The organism is Terricaulis silvestris (genome assembly GCF_009792355.1).
Lineage (GTDB): Bacteria > Pseudomonadota > Alphaproteobacteria > Caulobacterales > Aquidulcibacteraceae > Vitreimonas > Vitreimonas silvestris.
The window spans coordinates 1,175,568-1,194,599 of the sequence record NZ_CP047045.1; the positions used below are offsets into that span (position 1 = coordinate 1,175,568).

Below are 19,032 nucleotides of genomic sequence, written 5' to 3' on the forward strand. Positions count from 1 at the left end.
GGCATGGTGTTACCAGATCGAGGGGAAACTCATGCAAGCCACGCGTCGCGCATTCGCCATACTGGTTGCCGTCAGTTTAACCGCGTGCGCAACAGCGCAGACCTCCCAAACAGCGCCGACGCAAGCGCGCGCCGAGCACTTCATCATCGCCACGCCGGCGCAAGCGGCGCCGATTTTCACGGCTGGCGATGAGTTCATGGCAGTGGTGACGCCCGCGGATATTTCGATCCGCACGCGCTCCGCTGAGGGCACGCGCGCCGATCTGGTGCGCACCTATGCCGGCGCGTTCGAGCCGTGGACGGAGGCTGAAACCGCGCGCCTCGAAGCGATGCTGTCGCGGCGTGGCGCGCAGCTGCAAACGATCGCGCGTTGGCTGCCAGAGACGGTGCTTCTGGTGAAGAGCAACGGCGCCGCAGACACATCGCTGCCGCACACGCGCGGCAACGCGATCAACATGGGTCAACACTTGCCCGACAGCGACGAAGAGCTCGATGGGCTCTTCTTTCACGAACTTTTCCACGTTCTGTCGCGGCGCAACGCGGCGCGGCATGATGAGACGTATGCGCTGATCGGCTTCATTCCGTGCAGCGTTGAGCTCCCGCAAAGCGTGCGCGATCAGACTGTCACCAATCCAGACGCGCCCTTGTTGCGCTGGGCCACGTCGCCTGACGCGAATGGCCGCTCGATCGTGCCGGTGTTGTTCGGCAATCCGCCACGCTGGGATCCCGCGCAGCCGCAGTTCAACCGCTACTTCAACCTGCGCTTCCTGCAGGCGACGCGGAACGCCGCCGGGCAATGCGCTGTTACGATTGAAAACGGCCAACCGGTCGACATTCCAGGCGATCAAGCCGTGCCCGCGATTCACGCCGTGGCCGGCGCCAACACGAATTACGTGCTGCATGCCGAGGAGCTGCTGGCGGACAATTTCTCGCAGCTGATGATGGGACGCACAGACGCGCCGAACCCTGAAGTTCAGGCGCGCCTGGCGACGTTCCTGGGTATTGCGCCTTAGGCGTCGGCGCCCGCGACCAGGCCGCGTTCGACGGCCTGGCGCTTCATTGCCTTCTGCAGTTTCTCGAACGCGCGCACTTCGATCTGGCGCACGCGTTCGCGGCTGACGCCGTACTGCACGGAAAGCTCTTCCAGCGTCGCCGGCTCGTCCTTCAAGCGGCGCTCTTGGATGATGTTGCGCTCGCGCTCATTGAGCTCGCTCATAGCTTCTTGCAGCAGGGTCATGCGCGCGCCGAACTCTTCCGTCTCGGCGAGGCGGGTTTCCTGCGTGCCTTCGGTTTTGTCGTCGGCGAGCCAATCCATCCACTCGCTTTCGCCTTCACCACCGGCGCCGCCGATCGGCGCGTTGAGCGAGGCGTCACCGCCGCCGCCCAGACGCCGGTTCATCGAGATCACTTCTTCTTCCGTGACCGCGAGCTTGTGAGCGATCGCTGCCACGTTCTCAGGCTTCAGGTCGCCTTCCTCAAGCGCTGCCATCTCGCCCTTGAGGCGGCGCAGGTTGAAGAAGAGCTTCTTCTGCGCGGCGGTGGTGCCCATTTTCACAAGCGACCACGAGCGCAGGATGTATTCCTGGATTGAGGCGCGGATCCACCACATGGCGTAGGTGGCGAGCCGGAAGCCCTTGTCCGGGTCGAACTTCTTCACCGCTTGCATGAGGCCAACGTTGCCTTCGGAGATCACTTCTCCGATCGGCAGGCCATAGCCGCGGTAGCCCATCGCGATTTTCGCGACGAGGCGGAGGTGGGACGTAACGAGCTTGTGCGCGCTTTCCGTGTCGCCGTGTTCCTGCCAGCGCTTGGCCAGCATGAATTCATCTTCCTTGGCGAGCATGGGATATTTCCGGATCTCGGAGAGATACCGGTTCAGCCCCTGTTCCGGGGACAGTGCGAGCGTGAGCGCGTTTGATGCCATTCTGTTTGGACCCCTCCTAGGGCGGGCTGTTCGGGTGCTCCCTCTAGTACGTACGAGAGCGCGTCCGAGTTGCCGCCGCAGCGCTGAATATAGGGAGCCGTTCAAGGCTCTGCCGTGACGGCTTAAACACTATCCTGTGACGGAGAACATACCAAGAACAATCAAATTGCGCAAGCGAAATGAAATCAATCGCTAGAATCAGCGCCGTGAACGTTCTGAGATTCGTCAATAGGGATTGTGGTTGACCCTAATTGGGGGTGGTCTTCGCCGGCTTCAACGTTTCGGCTACGGCCCAAATGCAAAGCGCCACTGTCAGGGCGGTGAGGCCCCAGCGGACTGCAACATCCAGCAGGCTGACATAGACCTGCTCGGAGGCCCCGAAGAGCTGGAGCGAGATCGCGTGGGTCTTGCCGTTGCCCGGATCGGAGGCGCGCGGCAGCCAGTGGAACATGCGCACATCGTTGAGGGTGAACAGCGCCAAGCCGGCCACAGCCGCCAACACGCGCTCCGCGTTCGCCAAAACGTTCATCAGAGTACCGCCCGAGAAAAATAACCGCGCGATCTTTCTAGGGTCGTTCACTGCGTCGCGGCAGGTGCCTGTTGCATGTTCCCACAGTGAAACTCAGAGCTTCCGGAGTACGCCGATCAGGGCTTCCATGTCGGTCGGCAGCGCGCTTTCGAAGCGCATCTCTTCTCCGGTTACCGGATGCTTGAAGCCGAGTACGGCGGCGTGCAGCGCTTGGCGCGGAAAGGCGGCGACCGCGGTCGCAGCTTCGTCGGTGTGCTGGCCTTCGGCTTTGAACGCGCGCTGCTTGCCGTAGAGCGGATCGCCGACGAGTGGCGCGCCGAGATGGGTGAGGTGCGCGCGGATTTGGTGCGTGCGTCCGGTGTGAAGGCGGCATTCCAGCAACGCCGCCGCAGGGCGGCCCGCGCTTGCGCCGGCTTGTTGGCCGAAGCTTTCGACGGTCCAGTAATCGGTGATCGCGTTTTTGCCGGCTTCCGTGTTTGGATCGCGCGCGACCACGTATTTTCGACGATCTTCGCCAGAGCGGACGAGGCGGTTCTCGATCCGCGCTGCGCGCTCTTTCGGTGCGCCGCGTGTGACCGCGTAATAGACGCGCTCGAGATTGTGCTTGGCGAAGAGCTTGGCGAGGCCTTGGTGCGCGCGGTCGTGTTTGGCGACGACGACGAGTCCGGTGGTGTCTTTGTCGATGCGATGCACGATGCCGGGGCGCGCAACGCCGCCGATGCCAGAAAGTGAATCGCCGCAGTGCGCGAGCAGGGCGTTCACGAGCGTGCCGCGCATCGAGCCGGGTGCGGGATGCATCGCCATGCCGGAGGCTTTGTCGATGACGATGAGGTCGGCGTCTTCGTAGACGACGGTGATGGGCAGCGTTTCCGGTTGCGGCGCAGCAGGTTCGGGCGGCGGTAGAATGAGCGCATAGCGTGCGCCGGCGCGCGGCTTATCCTTGGCGTGCGTTACCGGCGCGCCATCGACACTCAGCTTTCCCGCGCCGATCAAGCCTTGCACCCGCGACCGCGACAGGTCCGGCCAGAGCTGCGCCAGCCATACGTCCACGCGATCGCCGGCGCCATCTGGCGCGACGGCCGTGCGGGTTTCGCCGGGCTCCTCGCTATCCTGATCCTCATGCGACATGTGGCTCTGCATACCGGCTTGCGCGCGTCTGGCTAGGCATCATAGTGCGGCGCGGGAGCGAAACGCCGTGGGGAATCTCAGAATGAGCAAACGTGGTTTCACGCGCCGCGGGGCGCTTGTTGTCGCTGCGGGCGCGGCGGCATGTTCGCAGAGTATCGAGACGCCGGCGTATGAGGGCGTTGTCGCTTTCAACCACGGCGTGGCCTCCGGCGATCCCAAGCATGATCGCGTGGTGATCTGGACGCGTGTATCGCCGGAGCAAACAGGACCGGTGCCGGTGCGCTGGATCGTCGCGCGCAATCGTGAACTCACCGACGTTGTGAAAACCGGCGTGGTCGAAACGAGCGAAGCGCGGGATTACACGGTGAAGGCCGATGTCACGGGCCTCCGCGCCGGCGCGCCGTACTTTTATGGCTTCCGCGCTGGCGCTGCGGAGAGCGCGATCGGCAAGACCAAGACGCTGCATCGCGGGCGCACGCAGCAGGTGAAGTTCGGCGTGGTGTCGTGCGCGTCGTACTCGCACGGCTTCTTCAATGCGTACGAAGCGCTGTCGCAGCAAAACGATTTGGACGTCATCGTCCACCTTGGCGATTACATCTACGAATACGGCTTGTCCGGCTATGGCGGCGACACAGCGCTGCAATTGGGGCGCGTGCCGCAGCCGGAAGTGGAGTGCATCCGCGTCGAGGATTATCGCGCGCGGCATGCGCAGTACAAAACCGAACCGGAATTGCAGGCGGCGCATGCGATCGCGCCTTGGATCACAGTTTGGGACGATCACGAGATCGCCAACGATACGTTCTCGACCGGCGCAGAGAACCATCAGTCGACCGAGGGCGAATTCGCAAACCGCAAGCGTGCGGCGCTGCAGGCGTATTACGAATGGATGCCGATCCGCGAACCGGAACCGGGCCGCGCGTTCGAGGCGATCAACCGCTCGTTCGAGTTCGGCGATCTGGCGACTTTGATTATGGTCGAGACGCGGTTGCTGGCGCGGACGCAACAGCTGGACTACGCGCAAACGCTGCCAATCAAGATGCAGCGCTGGAATGTCGCCAATCCCGCTGCGCCGGTGGCGTTGCGCGATCACGAAGCGGATACGCCCGCGATGCAGCGATTGCCGGCGATTTACGAGGAAGTCGGCACGGAGTTGCGTCCGGTGCTGGATTGGCGGCGTGCGCAAGGCTTGGTGGCGCGGGGGCAGAATTTGCCGGCGGGCTTTCACCTCGCGCCGGATGTCGATGCGATCAACGCGCTGTTGAGTGCGCCGGATCGTCAGCTGATGGGCGAGACCCAAGAGCAGTGGCTTGCGGGTGAGCTGGCGCGTTCGAAGCAAAGTGGTGCGGCGTGGCAAGTGCTGGGCAATCAGGTGCTGATGGCGAAGGTCGATGCGCCGGATCTCTCCGCGACGCCTGCGCCTCTTGCTGCGGCGCTCGAGCGGTTGCGTCCCGGCGTGACGCAGTTGCTGAAGCTGACCAAGTTTCCGTTTCCGTTGAACACGGATGCTTGGGATGGTTATCCGGCGGCGCGGGCGCGTGTGTTGGCGTCGTTGCGCGCGGCGGCTGGCAATGCGTTGGTGCTGACGGGGGATACGCATACGGCGTGGGCGAATGAGATCGATGATGGGCAAGGCCGTGTTGCGGTTGAGCTAGGCACAACTTCTATCACGTCGCCGAGTGATGCGGATTACTTTGCGCCGTTTGGGATCGATTTCGCTGCCGGCGTGATGGCGCGCAATTCTCAGGTGAAGTGGAATGATCCGCTGCACCGTGGGTTTCTGCTGCTGACGCTGACGCGCGAGCAGGCAACGGCGGAGTTCTTCACGGTGTCGAGCATTCTGGCCAAGCAATACGAGGTGGCGCGCGAGGCGGCGTTTACGATTGCTGCCGATGCAGGGCCGGGCGTCGGCGCGATCGTGGCAGTGACTTAAGCGGCTTCGTTGAATTGTTGCGCATGGTGAACGATATCGCGCGGCGTGATGGGTTCGCCGGCGTGGACGGAGCGCATCAGCATCGTGTGCACGAACAGGTTCGACGCGTTTAGATCACGGCCGGAGTGCTGGGCGTAGGAGCGGAGCGCGTCGGCCAGGGAGAGGAATTGCTCTGCGGTCATAGCGCGACGTGTGCTGAGAGTCGGCGACAGCTTCGTGACTCCGGCGTGACACGATTGTGGCTCTAGGTTTTTTCATCTCCCAGGCGATTTGAGGCGATCGTGCGCTTGCCCATGAAGGCTTCGAGTTCGGGCGAGTGCTTGCCGGTCAGCCATTCTTCCGCGAGTTCGCCGAATACTGGCGCGTATTTGAAGCCGTGGCCGGAGCAAGCTGAAAAGAGCAACACGCGCTCGTTGGCGCTACTTTGCGCGATGAGGAAATTTTCATCCGGCGTGACGGTGTAAAGGCAGCGCGACATGCGCACGGGGCGTGGGTCGTGCTTGGGCAGGAAGAGCGCGGCTTGCTGGCTTAACATCGCGGCGTCTTCGTCATCGGGTTCGCGGACGTCGTTGGGTTCGGTTGAGCCGCCGACGGCGTGGAGGCCGAGTTTGTAGAGGCCGCGCGGGGCGGACATGCCGTAGACGCCGACGTCGTTGTCACAGCAGATCACCGGCAGCATGCGCGGCGCTTCCGTCTTGAACCACGCCAGGATGCGGCGCTTGACGGCGAGGCGGCCGGCGAATTCGGGCAGCAAGGTCGGCGCCCAAGCGCCGGCGGCGACGATGACGGCGTCGAAGGCGCGTTCTGCGCCGTTGATTTTAAGCGTCGTACTTTCGATCGGCGCTTCGATCTTGGCGCCGTGGAAGAGCTTGGCGCCCCAGCGTTGGACTTGGCGCGTGAGGAACGAACGTGTGGCGTCGGCGGCGATGACGCCGGCGTCTTCTTGGCGGAAGACGTCCCATTCGTAGGGCATGGCGATGTAGCCGCGGGTGATGACGTGGATAGCGTCGCCGCGCAGTGCGGCGACTGGCGTGGTGCTCATCGCTTTGCACGCGGCGACGAAGGGTGAATCTTGCGGGCCAGCCATTAGTGCGCCGGTCCATTCGATCAGCGGCTTGCCGGCGAGGCCTTCCCAGATGCGCCACAAGGGCAGAGCGCGCTTGGCGAGGCGGGCGTAGATCTCGCCTTCTCCGGGCGACATGCGCATGATGCGGGTGTCGCCGTGCGATGAGCCTTCGGTGTTCATCGGTTCGAACTGCTCGAAGCCCGAGACATCGTGGCCCGCTAGCGCCAGCCGCGCGCAGATGCTCAAGCCGGCAATGCCCAATCCGACGACGGCGATACGCAACGGCAACCTCGATCTGGCTGTCCTTAGCGGCGATTCCAGCCTCTGTCGCCGTTGCGTATAGCACGCGCGGCTAGCCCTTCTTGGGTCCAGGCCAATCATGGCTCTCATCGACGGCGTCGCGCTGCCAACGATAAAAAGCGTCATAGATCAACATGCCGGCATCGAGTTGGGCGAGATCGTCGCGGAACATTCGCGACAGCCCCAACGACGCGGCGAGGAGGCCGGCCGATTGCGGCGCGAGATCGAGCCTTGCGGTGTCGGCGCCGCGCACGATCAACGCCAGCGCATCGAGCGCCGGGGATTTCAGGCCGAATTCCTGCAGCATCACGTCGAAGGTGCAGAGTTCGCCGCGATGGCTCCAGAACACGCCGTCGATATCGAAGGCCGCGCCGCCATAGCGCTCGGCGACTTCGAGGACCTCCGATTGTGCAACGAACAAGATGACGGCGTCGGGATCGACGAAGCGGCGAATGAGCCACGGGCAGGCGATGCGATCGACCTTGGGCCGGGCGCGTGTGACCCAGACGGTGTGACCTGCGGCGTCGCGCTTGGGCAGGCTGTCGGGGTTGACGAGCAAGCCGCCGCCGTCGCGCCATGCTTCGAAACCGCCGTCGAGAATTTCGGCCTCGATGCCTTCGGCGCGGAGCCAGGCTGCCGCGCCTTGGCTGCGCGAGCCGCCGCGTTGGCACACGACGACGACGTGTTTGCCGCGCAGTTCGTGTGCCCATGCCGCAACGGCGGTGGCGTCGCGCTGGCGCGACGCCGGCAGCAAGCGGCTGTCGGCGGCCGCGTCCGGCGGTTTGCGCACGTCGACGATGAGCGGCGCGCCGGGCACGCCGATCAGGCGTGTGAGCTGGGATACGTTGATAGATGTTGTCGATGGCATTGCGTCCATCCCTTGCTGAGGGTTGCTGTTGGACGCGATTTTAGGCTGTCGCCTCACGGGGCAATCGCGGCGCCCCTTAGATCGGATGACACCACCGCGCGCGCCGCACGTCAAGCATGACGAGATCGACGGCTTGTGGTGAGGTCCGCCCGCATGAGTCTGAAGGACAAGATCAAGGCGCAGGTCGCCGTGTTCGATGCTTGGGCGCGGCCGTGGGCGGACAAGTCCAAGCTGCGTGGCTGGGCTTATGAGTTCCTGCTGTTTGGGCTGAAGCAGGCTTGGGCGTGCCTGTTTGGCGGGCTGATGCTGGCGTTGTTGGTCGGTACGCATTTGTTCTGGCCGGAGAACGCGCCGATCGCGCGGTATGATTTTCTGGTGCTGGCTTCGGTTGCGATCCAGGGCGCGCTGTTGGCGACCAAGCTGGAGCGGTGGGACGAAGCTGTCGTCATTCTGATCTTTCACGTCGTCGGCACCATCATGGAAATCTTCAAGACGGCGCATGGGTCTTGGATCTATCCAGAAGAGAGCGTGCTGCGCATCGGCGGCGTGCCGTTGTTCTCTGGGTTCATGTATGCGTGCGTCGGCTCGTATGTGGCGCGGGCGATGCGGTTGTTTGAGATCAAGTTCGTCGGCTATCCGCCGTTGTGGACGACTTGGGTTCTGGCGCTTCTCGCGTACGTGAACTTTTTCACCCACCACTACATCATCGATATCCGGCTTGGGCTGTTTGCGTTTTCGGCGTTGATCTTTTGGCGGACGTGGTTCGTGTTCACGCCGGATAAGAAGCCGCGCTTCATGCCGATGCTGGTGGGCTTGTTGCTGGTGTCGCTGTTCATCTGGTTTGCGGAAAACCTTGGCACGTTCGCGGCGGCTTGGGTTTATCCGAGCCAGCAGGATGGCTGGCATGTCGTGCCGATCGAGAAGATGGGCGCTTGGTATTTGCTGATGTTACTGAGCTTTGTGCTGGTGACGCTGGTGCATAAGCCGGAGGCGTTTGAGCGCGCGGATTCGTCCGCCACCGGCGAGACGCCGGCGGTCCAAAATGGAGGGCGGAGACGCGAGGAAAGCGCCTAGATTAGTTCTTTAGTGCGCTGAATGGATTCAGCGCCGACGCTTCGCTCGCGTCTCCGATGATCTGCTGCGCCGGCTCCGCGCAAGGAGGTCTTTCACTCCTCTGGTCAGTGCGCCGGTGGCGTGCGGGTTTGTGCTGTTCGCACAAGGCCCCGGTCTCGCTCCTCGCGGTTTCTATCCCGCGGGCTTCTGCTGTTGATGCGATACGCTGGACTTAAGAGGCTCGTTTTCGCCCTCTGGGCCGTGGCGCCTTCTCCGGTCGCTTGGAGAAGCATCAGAGCATCACGCTCGATCACCTCGCTTCGCGTTGGTTGAACAGAGGATCCAACTGCCCTCCATGCGAAAGCGATGGGGGATTGTAGCGCGGTGTGCGGGCGGTCGGATTGAATCCCTTCTCCCCCGCGAGGGGGAGAAGGTGGCCGAAGGCCGGATGAGGTGGGCGAGCCTCAGAAAACGGCGCTATAATCAACGCTGCGATGCGAAACTACGACTCTATTCAGCGGGCTAAACGCAACCGCAAGGACAGGACCAGTTCGGAGGAAAGGCTCTGGTCAATCCTCCGGAGTGGGCGATATCGCGGCATCAAGTTTCGACGCCAGCATGCGATTGGGCCGTATGTGGTCGACTTTGCGTGCGTGGCGCGGCGGTTGGTGATTGAGGTCGATGGGCCATCGCACGATGACGAGGAGCAACGCGCGTTCGATGCGCAACGCACAGCACTTCTGGAGCGGTCAGGTTGGCGGGTGGCGCGGATACCGAACGCGGCGGTGTTCGATCGTGAGGGCATATTTCTGAGTTTGGATGAGGTGGTGGGGCCTTAGCTTTATTCTGAGGCTCGCCCACCTCATCCGGCCCTTCGGGCCACCTTCTCCCCCTCGCGGGGGAGAAGGGAGGGCTGCATCAATACGCCGGCCAGTACTCCTCCGGCGGCGCTTCCTCGCTCTGATCTTCGTAGTAGCGCTCTTCTTCGCGGCGGCGTTGTTCGCGGCGGGCGCGGCGTTCGGCGCGCCAATCATCCTCCCAGCCGTCGTAGCTGCCTTCGTTATCGGCGTAGTGTTCGTCGTAATAGGCTTGATCGTCTGCGGGTTGTTGCGCGACTTGTTGCTGATCGTCTGGACCGAAATCGGCCTGGTACGCCGCGGGGACATCTTGGATGGCGGGAGCTTCGCGTTCGGCGAGATGCTCGATCGTGGACTGACGCGGTGTTTGTAACGGCGCTGGGCGCGCGCGTTCGGCGCGGGCGCGGAGTTCGCGACGGCTGCCGCGCGGCTCGGCGCGTTGGCGGCGTGCTTCGATGCGCGGCGCGTTGTCTTGGCCGCCGAGCAATGGGGCGGTTACGACGATTTCGGACGCCGGCTCAGGGACGACTTCAGGCTCCGGTAACGGCGGCGGCGCCATGCTGGGCGGCGCCTCCGCGACCGTGACTGGCGCGGTTTCGCAGATATCCACTTCAGCGCAAAAGCTGGCGGCGGCGCGTTCGGCTAACGCGCCGCCTTCGCGCATCGCGTCGTCCGTAAAGCCGGAGAGAGCAGACATCTCTTCGTCCGTCGGCGGACCCGCGATGGCGAAGGAGAGCGCGACGGCGACGGCGGCCGTCCCGCCCGCGAACAGGCCGAGGCCAAGGAGCCAGTTGCGGATAAGGGATAGCACCGCGCCCATGAGGCCGCGCTCGCTCCACCAGTAGATGTGTCCCTCGAGCGCAAGAGATGCATGAGCGGAGCGCTGGCGTAAGTAGAGAAAGCAGTCATGCGGCGCCGGGCGCTGTTTCGGCACGTGGAAGCGCTATGGTGCGTGGCGTTTGTGCATCAGGAGCGGGCGGTGGCGAAGGGGGCAAGGACGATGGGGCCGACGCGGGCGGAGGCGCGGTGCGCGTGCGGCGACGTGGTGATGGAGATCGCCGTGCCGGCGCAGTGGGCTTGGCATGATCATTCGCGCGGGAGCCGCGTCGCGCATGGGGCGGCGTATGCGACCTATGTTGGGACGTGGAAGAGCCGGTTCCGGTTTGTGCGGGGCGAGGATTGTGTGACGCGGTACGAAACGGACGGCCGCGTGCGTGGGTTTTGCGGGCGGTGCGGGACGCCCGTGACGTACGAGCGCTCGGCGCAGCACGTGAACATTCCGCGCGCGCTGTTTACCAGCGGCGTCGGCCGCGAGCCGCGCTATCACATCGCGATCGATGAGCTGCAGGAATGGACCTATCTCGGCGAACCGCTCGGACCGCTGAAGGGATTTCCGGGTGTGGTTTGGAATAAGGGGCGGAGGAAGCGGGGGTGAGTCTGTTGTTCGCCGGAAGCGGTCATTCGCGCCAGGCCCGCAAGAGCCACCAGATCATCCCTAGATAAGCAGGTACTGCGATTATCGCGATGATGGGCCAAGACCGGAGAGCGGCAATGGCGGTCGGAATGCCGCCTGAAAAATAGACTTGCATTGCGCCGATGCCGATAAGAGCAACCCACGCAATCATCGCCAGGGCAGCCGGGTAGAGCGCGGTGAAGACCAATAGTCTAATCTGTCGCTTGGACATGTCTTTTGGTTAGGGCGCCTCCTGAACCGAATGCAACGGCCGCTTCGGGCCAGAAGCAGAATGTTATGCCGGCCTGCGTCCCTTCTCCTGGTTAAGGAGAAGGTGGCCGCGGAGCGGCCGGATGAGGTTTGCTGCGCTATCCGGAAAGAATGTGCGTTTCATTCTGATGAGCCGGTAAACCTCACCCGTCGTTCGCTTCCGCCTTCGCTAAAGCTACGGCGGACAAGCCGCGAACGGACACCCTCTCCCTAACCGGGAGAGGGAACGCGCCTCACGTCTACACCGTCGCGATCCGGCCCAAGAACAGCCGCGTCCGCGTTGGTTTGTGGTGGAGCACGATGAAGAAGGGGTGATCGGCTTTGAACTCGATCGGCGGCGGTGGTGGCGGGCCTGAAGGGGCCGCAGTGGTGACGATGTCGATGGCGGTGACGGCGGCGGCTTCGGTGCCTTCTTCGTCTATGGCGAGGAAAGTTTTGTGGATGACTTGGCTGATCATCAGGTTGGGATCGTCGGCCATGGCGTCGAGATCGGCGCCGTAGGTGAACGCTTCGCGCACGCCCATGGCTTGCAGCGCTTCGTTCAGCATGTAGTTGGCGCGCATCTCCACTTTCGGCAGCGTGAGATCGAGGCGCGGGCGCTCGGCGCTTGAGAGCTGGTTCATCCAGCCGTCTAAGCGCGCGCCTGTGAGCTCGCGTTCGAACGCGGCGAGACCGGTGCGTTGGCGAGGGAGGAAGACGGCGAGCGCGAAGGCGCCGTCGTCGTAGTCGAAATCGGCGGCTTGGAATGTGGGCGTTTCGATGTAGCGGGCGTTGGTGAGTTGGCGCATCAGGCGCGTGGGGACGCGGGCTGTTTCGCTGGTGAAGAAGTCGCCGTCGCGGGTGCTGCTCGCCCTGAACTGATGGCTCCACTTGCCTTTGAAATAGACGGCGTTGGTGAGCACGAGGCGGCGGTCGGGATTCTCTTCGGTGAGGATGCTGGGGATGCGGTCGCGGGTTTCGCGCGCGGCCCAGGCGTTGATGGTGCGGAGCGCGGCGGGCTGGTTGGCGATGAAGGGGACGGGTTCGATCGTGCCGCCGATGGTGTCGCGAATGGTGCGCGCGTAGGCGGGGCGGAGCTGCATGGTTTGTTCGACCCAGGCGGCGTTGGCGACGGTGAAATCGCTGCCGCCGGTTTGGGCGCGGAGCGAGTCTGCGAGCGTGCGGGTCTCGCGCGCTTCGGTTTCGGCGGAGGCGTCGAAGCCGAACACCGTGGCGATCTCGCTCGCGGTTTGGCCGCCGGCGCCGGGATAGACGAGCGCGAACGCGCTGGAGACGCTGTAGGGCGAGACAAATTGGTTGCCGGGCTCGGTGGCGACGGCGCGGTAAAGCGCGGTGTCGAACGCGGCGTCGTTGGGATCGATTGCGGGTGGTGCGGTGGGTTCCATCGGCGCGTCCGGTTCGTTTGCCGTTGGCGCGGCGCACGCGGTGATTGCGAGCGCGGTGGCGGATAAGAGCAGAGAGCGGCGATGCATGTGAAATCTCCGACGTGCAGCGTCGCGCAGCGCAATGTGCCGCGCAAGGTTCCAGCGTTACTGTGAATTAAACCAAAGATGTGGCGCCGATGCGCCGGTTCCCGCGTTGTGCCGCCGCGTTTCCCCATGCCGGCGCGGGTCGGCTTATCCCTCGGAGAAAACTCGATGAAGAAAATTCTGGTTACGACCGCTGCTGCGGCGGCGTTGGCGTTTGCCGCTCCGGCATTTGCTCAACTTGGCGGCGCTGTAGGCGGCGTCGTGCAAGGCCAAGCGCAGACGACCGTCACGCCGGCGCCCGTGATCGACCAAGCCAACCAAGTGCGCGAGAATGCGCAAGAAGAGGCAAGTGACGCCGCCGATGCTGCGCGCGAGCAAGTGCAAGCGACGACGCCGGATCAAGCCAACGCTTCCGTGGCTGGCGCGGCGAGCGTCGATGCGCCGCCGGCTTCGGCTGCCGTGCAAGGCTCTGCTACGGCGTCGGCGACATCGCCGGCTGACGGCGCGCTTGATACGGCCGATGCGGCTGCTGATAGCGCCACGGCGGCGGCCGATGACGCGGCGGACGCCGCGACGGCGGCTGCTGCCGGAACGAGCGTGACGGCGAGCGGCTCGGCCAGCGCGTCGGGCTCGGCGACTGCTAGCCCTAGTGGCGCGGCCGCGAGCGGCGCGGGCGCGACGCAAGTCGCGGCGAACGCCGATCTGCCGGATGAAGTCGAGAACGCGGTCTCTGACGGGCGTTACACGACGGACGATCTGAACCGCGCGCAATTGGCCGCGCTGCAATAACAACGACGCAGACGAAAAGAAACCGCCCCGGATTGCTCCGGGGCGGTTTTGCGTTGGTAGTTTGCGTTATTGGCTGAGGATGATGCTCAGGATAACGCCGGTGGCGATGCCGACCAGCAGCATGTCGCCGCGATCGTCTTCGACGTAGCGATAGCCACGCGGCGGGGCGCGCAGGTGCTCGCGGCGGTAGTCGACTTGGCGATAGCGCGACTGGTAGTAGGACGGCAGACGCTCGCCGCGGCGCCAGTTGCGGTAGCCGGACTCGTAACCGTTGCGGCCTTCATAGGCGCCCGGCGGCGGGCCGTAATACCAGCGGCCGTTATAGGTATAGCCGTTGTGGCGTTGGTTATCCCAGCGGTGACGGCGGTTGTCGCCACGGCGGTCATCGCGCCGGTCGCGCCGGTCTGAACGGTCGCCACGGCGATCACCGCGGTTCCAGTCGTTGTCGTCGCGGCCACGATCGGCGCGATCATCATTGCGATCGCCGCGGTCGCCGCGGTTCCAATCGTTGTCGGTGCGGCCGCGATCGCCGCGGTCGTCACGGTCGGTGACGTCGCCGCGTTGCCCGCGATAGTCTTGTGCAGACGCCGTGCCCACTAGCGGGCCGGCCATCATAAGCGCTGCCGCGGCAGCGAGCGTAATGCGTTTCATGGGTCTTGCTCCTCAACGAAACGGCGCCGCGGGGGAGCGGACGTCTCTCGTCTAGGGCAGACAATGACCGCCACACACTGAACCACCTGTGGGGAGGTTGCTCAGACTCTGCATAAGGTTGTGCCAGAGTTTGTCTCGGGCTCGCTTTACGCCGTCGGAACCCTGCGGTCAGGCTATGGGACTTCGCCCACGCAGGATCGACAGGAAGAGATCGCTAGGCATTTCCTCGTTCCTCTTCGTTCTGGATGAAGTGTTTTCGGGTGATGCGGTTCACGACGCGAATCGGTTGACCGGGCGCTGGCCACACCAGTGAACCGCGTAAGCTGTTCAACCAAGGCAGCTCATTTTTGATGCGCCGCGTCACCGGCGCATCAACCACGGACACCGTCACCGCCTCGATCGCGGCGCTTGCACCGAGCGCGCTCGTCAAATTGTCAGGATCGGCCAATTCAACAGTGGATCGATCGGCGACATCGCGAAACCGAACCATCGCCGGCCAATGCTCGCGCGCGAGCTGACGCACGCCGGTTAGCCCGGAAAGTCCTTGGCGCACATCATCGCCAGAAACGGTGAGACCTTCTCGCTCTGCCTCGGACAACAACGGAATGAGCGCAAGCTCGGGGGAGGAAACGGAAAAACCGGAATCGGCTAGCCCCTGCGCCGTCAGCAGTCCAAAGAGCTTTCCGTGTTCGCCGAGGTCAACAACAATGGCTTCTCCATCGGGCTCGCGAACGAATGCATCGCCGCCATTGAGATTGGCCGCACCGCCAATATCCTCCCAGACCATGGAAAGCACGCTCGCGCCCGTATGCACGCGCTCGCCAACACGCGCGGCGATCTCAAGGCGATAGCGCAGACGGTACTTCGGCCGCGAACTACAGCCCACGAGTAGCCCTCCCGCTCCCGCCAGGAGATGACGTCTGTTCATGAAAGCTCGCACCATTTCTGCCCTCGCTGTATTGCTGCGCGAGTTCAGAATAGACGAGTCTCGCGGACATCGCGTGTTCGATTGGGAGCGCTGGCTTCCAGCTGGGATTTGCGCGTCAACCTCCCGCGGTGCGTGAGCCGCGCTTCGACAGGCTCAGCGTGACGCAATGAGAGAATTGCGCTGGTGGATGAATGCGTCAGCCTGAGCTTGTCGAAGGCCGATGCCTGCACCGCACGAAGATGCTGGCTGGAAGCCGGCGCTCCGAAGTCAGCCCTTCCGCCGCCAGGTGCTTCCCGTGGCGCCGTCCATCACCTCCACACCGCGCGCGGCGAGTTCGTCGCGGAGGCGGTCGCTTTCGGCGTAGTTCTTGGCGGTGCGGGCGGTGACGCGGGCGGCGACGAGTTGGTCGATCTCGGCGGCGGCGTCCCCGAAGCTGGCGCGGAACCAGTGTTCGGGATCGTTTTGCAGGACGCCGAGCAATTTGGCGGCGGCTTGGAGTTGGCCTTTGGCTTGGGCTTGCTCGATGGGTTTTTTGGCGATGTTGGCGGCGGTGGCGAGCGCCGAGAGTTCGGCGATGGCCGCCGGCGTGTTGAGATCGTCGGCCAGCGCATCGATGAAGGCTTGCGGCGCTTCGTTGTCGATGGCGTCGACATCTTTCAGGCGCAACAGCGCGCCGTAGAGGCGGTCCAAGCTGGCTTGGGCTTGGCGCATCAGGTCTTCGCTCCAGTCCAGCGGCGCTTTGTAGTGCGCGCTAAGCAGCGCCCAGCGCAGGGTTTCGCCTTGCCAGCCTTGTTCGAGCAATTCGCGCGGCGTGATGATGTTGCCGAGCGATTTGCTCATCTTCGCAGCGTCCATGGTGAGGAAGCCATTGTGCATCCAGACTCTAGCCAACGGGTGTCCGTGCGCGGACTCGCTTTGCGCGATTTCGTTTTCGTGGTGCGGGAAGATGAGGTCGATGCCGCCGCCGTGGATGTCGATCGGTGAGCCCAGTTCGGCTTCGATCATGGCGGAGCATTCGATGTGCCAGCCTGGGCGGCCGGCACCGAAGGGCGCGTCCCACGAGGGCTCGCCGGGCTTTGCGGTTTTCCAAAGCGCAAAATCTGCAGGGTCGTTCTTGTCGCTTTCGGCCTCGATGCGCGACTCGGTGGTGAGATCGTCTGGATTGCGGCGCGAGAGCTTTCCGTAATCGTCGGATTTGCGCACGTCGAAATAAACGCCGCTGCCCACAAGGTAAGCCTTGCCGTTGTCGATCAGCTTTTGAATCAGCGCGATCATGCCGTCGACGTTTTGCGTCGCGCGTGGCGTGAGCGTTGGTTTCAGCACACCGAGCGCGCCGGTGTCTTCCTCGTAGGCGCGTTCGAACTGCTCGGTGATGGCGCCGATCGGCACGTTTTTCTCGACGGCTTGCGCGATGATGCGGTCGTCGATGTCGGTGTAGTTGCGCGCGTAGATTACGGCGTCGTCGCCGTAGGTGTGGCGCAGCAGGCGGAAGAGCACGTCGAACACGACGGGCGGGCGCATGTTGCCGATGTGGGCGTAGTTGTAGACGGTGGGGCCGCACACGTAGAGCGTCACCCGTTTAGGGTCGGCGGGGACGAACGGCTCTTTTCGCCGCGTCAATGTGTTCGTGAGCTGGATATTCATGCGGGTTGGGTTCTAGCGGAGGGGTGTGGTAGACTCCATATCCAACCGGGGCGCTGATTGCCCCGTCGCCTGAGGGTGCATCTCGGGCGGGCGTTAAGTCCGGGTGCCTCCATAGGAGGACCCTCCCGGCTCGACCTCCGTCCCTCAGACTAAGGATCGTCAGTTTCCCATGAGTGAAATACTGAAGTGGCGCTCGCCCGACGAGGCGAACGAGAACCGGCCGTCGCGCGACGAAGCGATGGAGGCGGTGCGGACGCTGATCGCGTGGGCGGGCGACGATCCGGAACGCGAAGGGCTGAAGGATACGCCGAAGCGCGTGGTCGACGCCTATCGCGAATGGTTTCGCGGCTACGACGAATGCCCGGCGACCGAGCTCAGCCGCGTGTTCGAAGACGTGCAGGGCTATGACGACATCGTCATGCTGAAGAAGATCGACGTCGAGAGCCATTGCGAACACCACATGGCGCCGTTCCTGGGCAAGGCGTACGTCGCCTACCTGCCGACGGAAGCGGTGGTCGGGATTTCGAAGATCGCGCGCGTTGTGGAGATTTTCGCGAAGCGCCTGCAGACGCAGGAAACCATGACCTCGCAGATCGCCGAGGCGATCAACGAAACGCTGAAGCCGAAGGGCGTCGCGGTGTTGATCGATGCGGAGCACCAATGCATGTCGACGCGCGGCGTCCACCACAAGGACGTGACGACGGTGACGACGCAGTTCACCGGCGCGTTCAAGGACGATGCGGAGCTGCGGAATCGGTTCTTGAAGCTGGCGGGCTACGGCTGAGGTTCAGCGCAGCTGGACGTGGATGTGATCGTCGTGCCGTGCGGCGCGACAGCCCTGGAAGCGGATCACCTCACCATGCACGTTGAGGCGCTGAGCCAGATGCGGTTCGACGAACACCTTCCCAACGCCCTCTTGTGCTCCGGAGCTGGCTAACCAGCGCAACGCGTAGCGGGTGCGGCCGGCATTGAGTTCGAGATCGTCTGCTGTGAACGGCGCGAACCAAGCCATATTCCACCGCAAGCCAGTGCTAGCGCCGCCGCACGGTTGAGCTTCACCTGAAGCGGGTTGCTCGAAGCGCCAATAACCGATTGGCGAAGCGAGAGCGCCGGGTCGGTACTCGCCATTGCGCCTGTAATAAAAGGCGAGATCGAGTTTCTCGCCGTCGTCGTGCGAGAGATGCGGCGGCAGGGGAAGTCCATCGATGAACGGAAAACTTCCATCGAGCGTCCGCGTGATCGTGCCGGGAAAACGCCGATCCATGTCGTTTGCGAGTCGAGAGGCGATAGAGACCAGTCGCGCATCAGCGTAGTGGCGATGCAGGACGCACGAGAACGCGCTGCTGCTAAGACCGGCGCGCTCAATGCAGGGCAGGGAGGCGCGGCCGCTCACTGCGGCGATGCGCTCTATGGGCCACCACGACGCCGCGTAGAGCGCGACGAACAGCAGAGCGAACCCGGCCGGCGTGCGCGCGAATGGCGCATAGCGGCGCGTCCCGAGGGCGGCGGCGTAAATCAAGGCGCCGACCTGCGTCAGCAGCGTCAATGCCAGGATCAGCGCAGCGTGAATCGCAATCCGCATGAGCCGAAACTCATCCCCTCAGCACCGAGCCTAACGACAATCTTGCTATGGCCAAGTCTCAGACATGCCGCGCCCGCCTTGAACCGCCCACGCCCGCCCTCTAAGCCCTACCCCGGGGGACGAGGAGACGCCGGTGCGGGTTATCTACGCTTTTGTCGTTGCGGCGGGATTGGCCGCGTGCGCGTCGGACGGTGCGCCGATGCAGAGTTCGGCAGCGCCCGGCGATTGGCCGTTTCCGGTGGAGCGTGGGTCGGCTTTGCCGCCGCCGGCGCCGTCGAGCACGCAGAGCGCGCCGCCGCAGGGGGCAGGCGCTGGCGGCATCGATTTTGGTCAGTGGCGCGCGGCTGATCCGGCTACGTACGGCCCGGCGTTCCAGGCGCAGGTGCGTCAGCGTTACGCCGGCCAGAGCGCCGACCAAGTCCGGGCCGATCTGACGGCCAACGGTTTCGCCTGCACGGGTAACGGCGTGAATTGCCGCATCGAAATCATGGAGCAAAGTTGCGCGATTGACTGGTATGTTGTCGCCGACCGCGCCCAGCCCGAGCTGGCGGCGGGGTTCGACCGGATGTGCCTTGGCGCGCGATAGGGGTTC

Annotated in this window: 21 protein-coding genes; 8 read left to right on the forward strand and 13 right to left on the reverse strand. The window is 64.0% G+C overall.

Features of this window, described 5'->3' with window-relative positions:
* Positions 1–31: 31 nt before the first annotated feature.
* The gene (locus DSM104635_RS05675; protein ID WP_158765274.1) at positions 32–1,012 is read left to right on the forward strand and encodes a hypothetical protein; all 981 of its coding nucleotides are present in this window, start codon (positions 32–34) and stop codon (positions 1,010–1,012) included.
* On the opposite strand, the gene rpoH is transcribed toward DSM104635_RS05675, so the two are convergent.
* From rpoH to DSM104635_RS05690, 3 genes are all read right to left on the reverse strand, one after another.
* Entirely contained in the window at positions 1,009–1,923 is a 915-nt protein-coding gene (gene rpoH / locus DSM104635_RS05680; protein WP_158765275.1) for an RNA polymerase sigma factor RpoH, read from the reverse strand. The two genes, DSM104635_RS05675 and rpoH, sit on opposite strands and share 4 nt — an antisense overlap.
* Positions 1,924–2,170: 247 nt before the next feature.
* A complete protein-coding gene (locus DSM104635_RS05685; RefSeq protein ID WP_158765276.1) occupies positions 2,171–2,452 on the reverse strand; it encodes a hypothetical protein in 282 nt (93 codons plus the stop codon).
* 93 nt (positions 2,453–2,545) lie between these two features.
* Positions 2,546–3,580, reverse strand: a complete 1,035-nt coding sequence (locus DSM104635_RS05690; RefSeq protein WP_158765277.1) for an RluA family pseudouridine synthase — start codon at positions 3,578–3,580, stop codon at positions 2,546–2,548.
* Positions 3,581–3,662: 82 nt separating this feature from the next.
* On the opposite strand from DSM104635_RS05690, the gene DSM104635_RS05695 reads away from it, so the two are divergent.
* The gene (locus tag DSM104635_RS05695; protein WP_158765278.1) at positions 3,663–5,510 is read left to right on the forward strand and encodes an alkaline phosphatase D family protein; all 1,848 of its coding nucleotides are present in this window, start codon (positions 3,663–3,665) and stop codon (positions 5,508–5,510) included.
* Here DSM104635_RS05695 and DSM104635_RS05700 read toward each other — a convergent pair.
* From DSM104635_RS05700 to DSM104635_RS05710, 3 genes are all read right to left on the reverse strand, one after another.
* The gene (locus DSM104635_RS05700; protein ID WP_158765279.1) at positions 5,507–5,692 is read right to left on the reverse strand and encodes a hypothetical protein; all 186 of its coding nucleotides are present in this window, start codon (positions 5,690–5,692) and stop codon (positions 5,507–5,509) included. The genes DSM104635_RS05695 and DSM104635_RS05700 overlap by 4 nt on opposite strands.
* Before the next feature lie 62 nt (positions 5,693–5,754).
* A complete protein-coding gene (locus DSM104635_RS05705) occupies positions 5,755–6,858 on the reverse strand; it encodes an FAD-dependent oxidoreductase (protein WP_158765280.1) in 1,104 nt (367 codons plus the stop codon).
* A 70-nt stretch (positions 6,859–6,928) separates the two neighbouring features.
* Positions 6,929–7,744 (reverse strand): chromate resistance protein ChrB domain-containing protein, encoded by an 816-nt coding sequence (locus tag DSM104635_RS05710; RefSeq protein WP_158765281.1) that lies wholly within the window; start codon positions 7,742–7,744, stop codon positions 6,929–6,931.
* 153 nt (positions 7,745–7,897) lie between these two features.
* Here DSM104635_RS05710 and DSM104635_RS05715 point away from each other — a divergent pair, with 153 nt between their 5' ends.
* A complete protein-coding gene (locus DSM104635_RS05715; protein WP_158765282.1) occupies positions 7,898–8,818 on the forward strand; it encodes a DUF817 domain-containing protein in 921 nt (306 codons plus the stop codon).
* 473 nt (positions 8,819–9,291) lie between these two features.
* On the forward strand, positions 9,292–9,636 hold the full coding sequence (locus DSM104635_RS05720; protein WP_158765283.1) for an endonuclease domain-containing protein: 345 nt from the start codon (positions 9,292–9,294) through the stop codon (positions 9,634–9,636).
* Between the two features lie 79 nt (positions 9,637–9,715).
* Here DSM104635_RS05720 and DSM104635_RS05725 read toward each other — a convergent pair whose 3' ends face one another.
* Positions 9,716–10,474: a hypothetical protein gene (locus tag DSM104635_RS05725; RefSeq protein WP_158765284.1), complete on the reverse strand. Its 759-nt coding sequence runs from the start codon at positions 10,472–10,474 to the stop codon at positions 9,716–9,718.
* Between the two features lie 87 nt (positions 10,475–10,561).
* On the opposite strand from DSM104635_RS05725, the gene DSM104635_RS05730 reads away from it, so the two are divergent.
* Complete coding sequence (locus DSM104635_RS05730) at positions 10,562–11,089, forward strand: GFA family protein (RefSeq protein WP_228445895.1); 528 nt, start codon at positions 10,562–10,564, stop codon at positions 11,087–11,089.
* Positions 11,090–11,111: 22 nt separating this feature from the next.
* Here the strand turns inward: DSM104635_RS05730 and DSM104635_RS05735 are convergent, their stop codons facing one another.
* Both DSM104635_RS05735 and DSM104635_RS05740 read right to left on the reverse strand, forming a co-directional pair.
* The gene (locus tag DSM104635_RS05735) at positions 11,112–11,339 is read right to left on the reverse strand and encodes a hypothetical protein (protein WP_158765285.1); all 228 of its coding nucleotides are present in this window, start codon (positions 11,337–11,339) and stop codon (positions 11,112–11,114) included.
* A gap of 277 nt (positions 11,340–11,616) precedes the next feature.
* Positions 11,617–12,849, reverse strand: coding sequence for a serpin family protein (locus DSM104635_RS05740; protein WP_158765286.1), 1,233 nt, complete (start codon positions 12,847–12,849; stop codon positions 11,617–11,619).
* Between the two features lie 165 nt (positions 12,850–13,014).
* On the opposite strand from DSM104635_RS05740, the gene DSM104635_RS05745 reads away from it, so the two are divergent.
* A complete protein-coding gene (locus DSM104635_RS05745; protein ID WP_158765287.1) occupies positions 13,015–13,635 on the forward strand; it encodes a hypothetical protein in 621 nt (206 codons plus the stop codon).
* 66 nt (positions 13,636–13,701) lie between these two features.
* Here DSM104635_RS05745 and DSM104635_RS05750 read toward each other — a convergent pair whose 3' ends face one another.
* The 3 genes from DSM104635_RS05750 to cysS all read right to left on the reverse strand — a co-directional run bounded on the left by DSM104635_RS05750 (position 13,702) and on the right by cysS (position 16,858).
* The gene (locus DSM104635_RS05750; protein ID WP_158765288.1) at positions 13,702–14,286 is read right to left on the reverse strand and encodes an RcnB family protein; all 585 of its coding nucleotides are present in this window, start codon (positions 14,284–14,286) and stop codon (positions 13,702–13,704) included.
* 214 nt (positions 14,287–14,500) lie between these two features.
* Positions 14,501–15,214, reverse strand: a complete 714-nt coding sequence (locus DSM104635_RS05755) for a hypothetical protein (protein WP_158765289.1) — start codon at positions 15,212–15,214, stop codon at positions 14,501–14,503.
* Positions 15,215–15,481: 267 nt separating this feature from the next.
* Entirely contained in the window at positions 15,482–16,858 is a 1,377-nt protein-coding gene (gene cysS / locus DSM104635_RS05760; protein ID WP_158765290.1) for a cysteine--tRNA ligase, read from the reverse strand.
* Positions 16,859–17,027: 169 nt separating this feature from the next.
* Here cysS and folE point away from each other — a divergent pair, with 169 nt between their 5' ends.
* Complete coding sequence (gene folE, locus DSM104635_RS05765; protein WP_158765291.1) at positions 17,028–17,642, forward strand: GTP cyclohydrolase I FolE; 615 nt, start codon at positions 17,028–17,030, stop codon at positions 17,640–17,642.
* Between the two features lie 3 nt (positions 17,643–17,645).
* Here folE and DSM104635_RS05770 read toward each other — a convergent pair whose 3' ends face one another.
* Positions 17,646–18,440, reverse strand: a complete 795-nt coding sequence (locus DSM104635_RS05770; RefSeq protein WP_158765292.1) for a hypothetical protein — start codon at positions 18,438–18,440, stop codon at positions 17,646–17,648.
* A gap of 133 nt (positions 18,441–18,573) precedes the next feature.
* Between DSM104635_RS05770 and DSM104635_RS05775 the strand changes: the two genes are divergently transcribed.
* The gene (locus tag DSM104635_RS05775; protein WP_158765293.1) at positions 18,574–19,026 is read left to right on the forward strand and encodes a hypothetical protein; all 453 of its coding nucleotides are present in this window, start codon (positions 18,574–18,576) and stop codon (positions 19,024–19,026) included.
* Positions 19,027–19,032 lie beyond the last annotated feature (6 nt).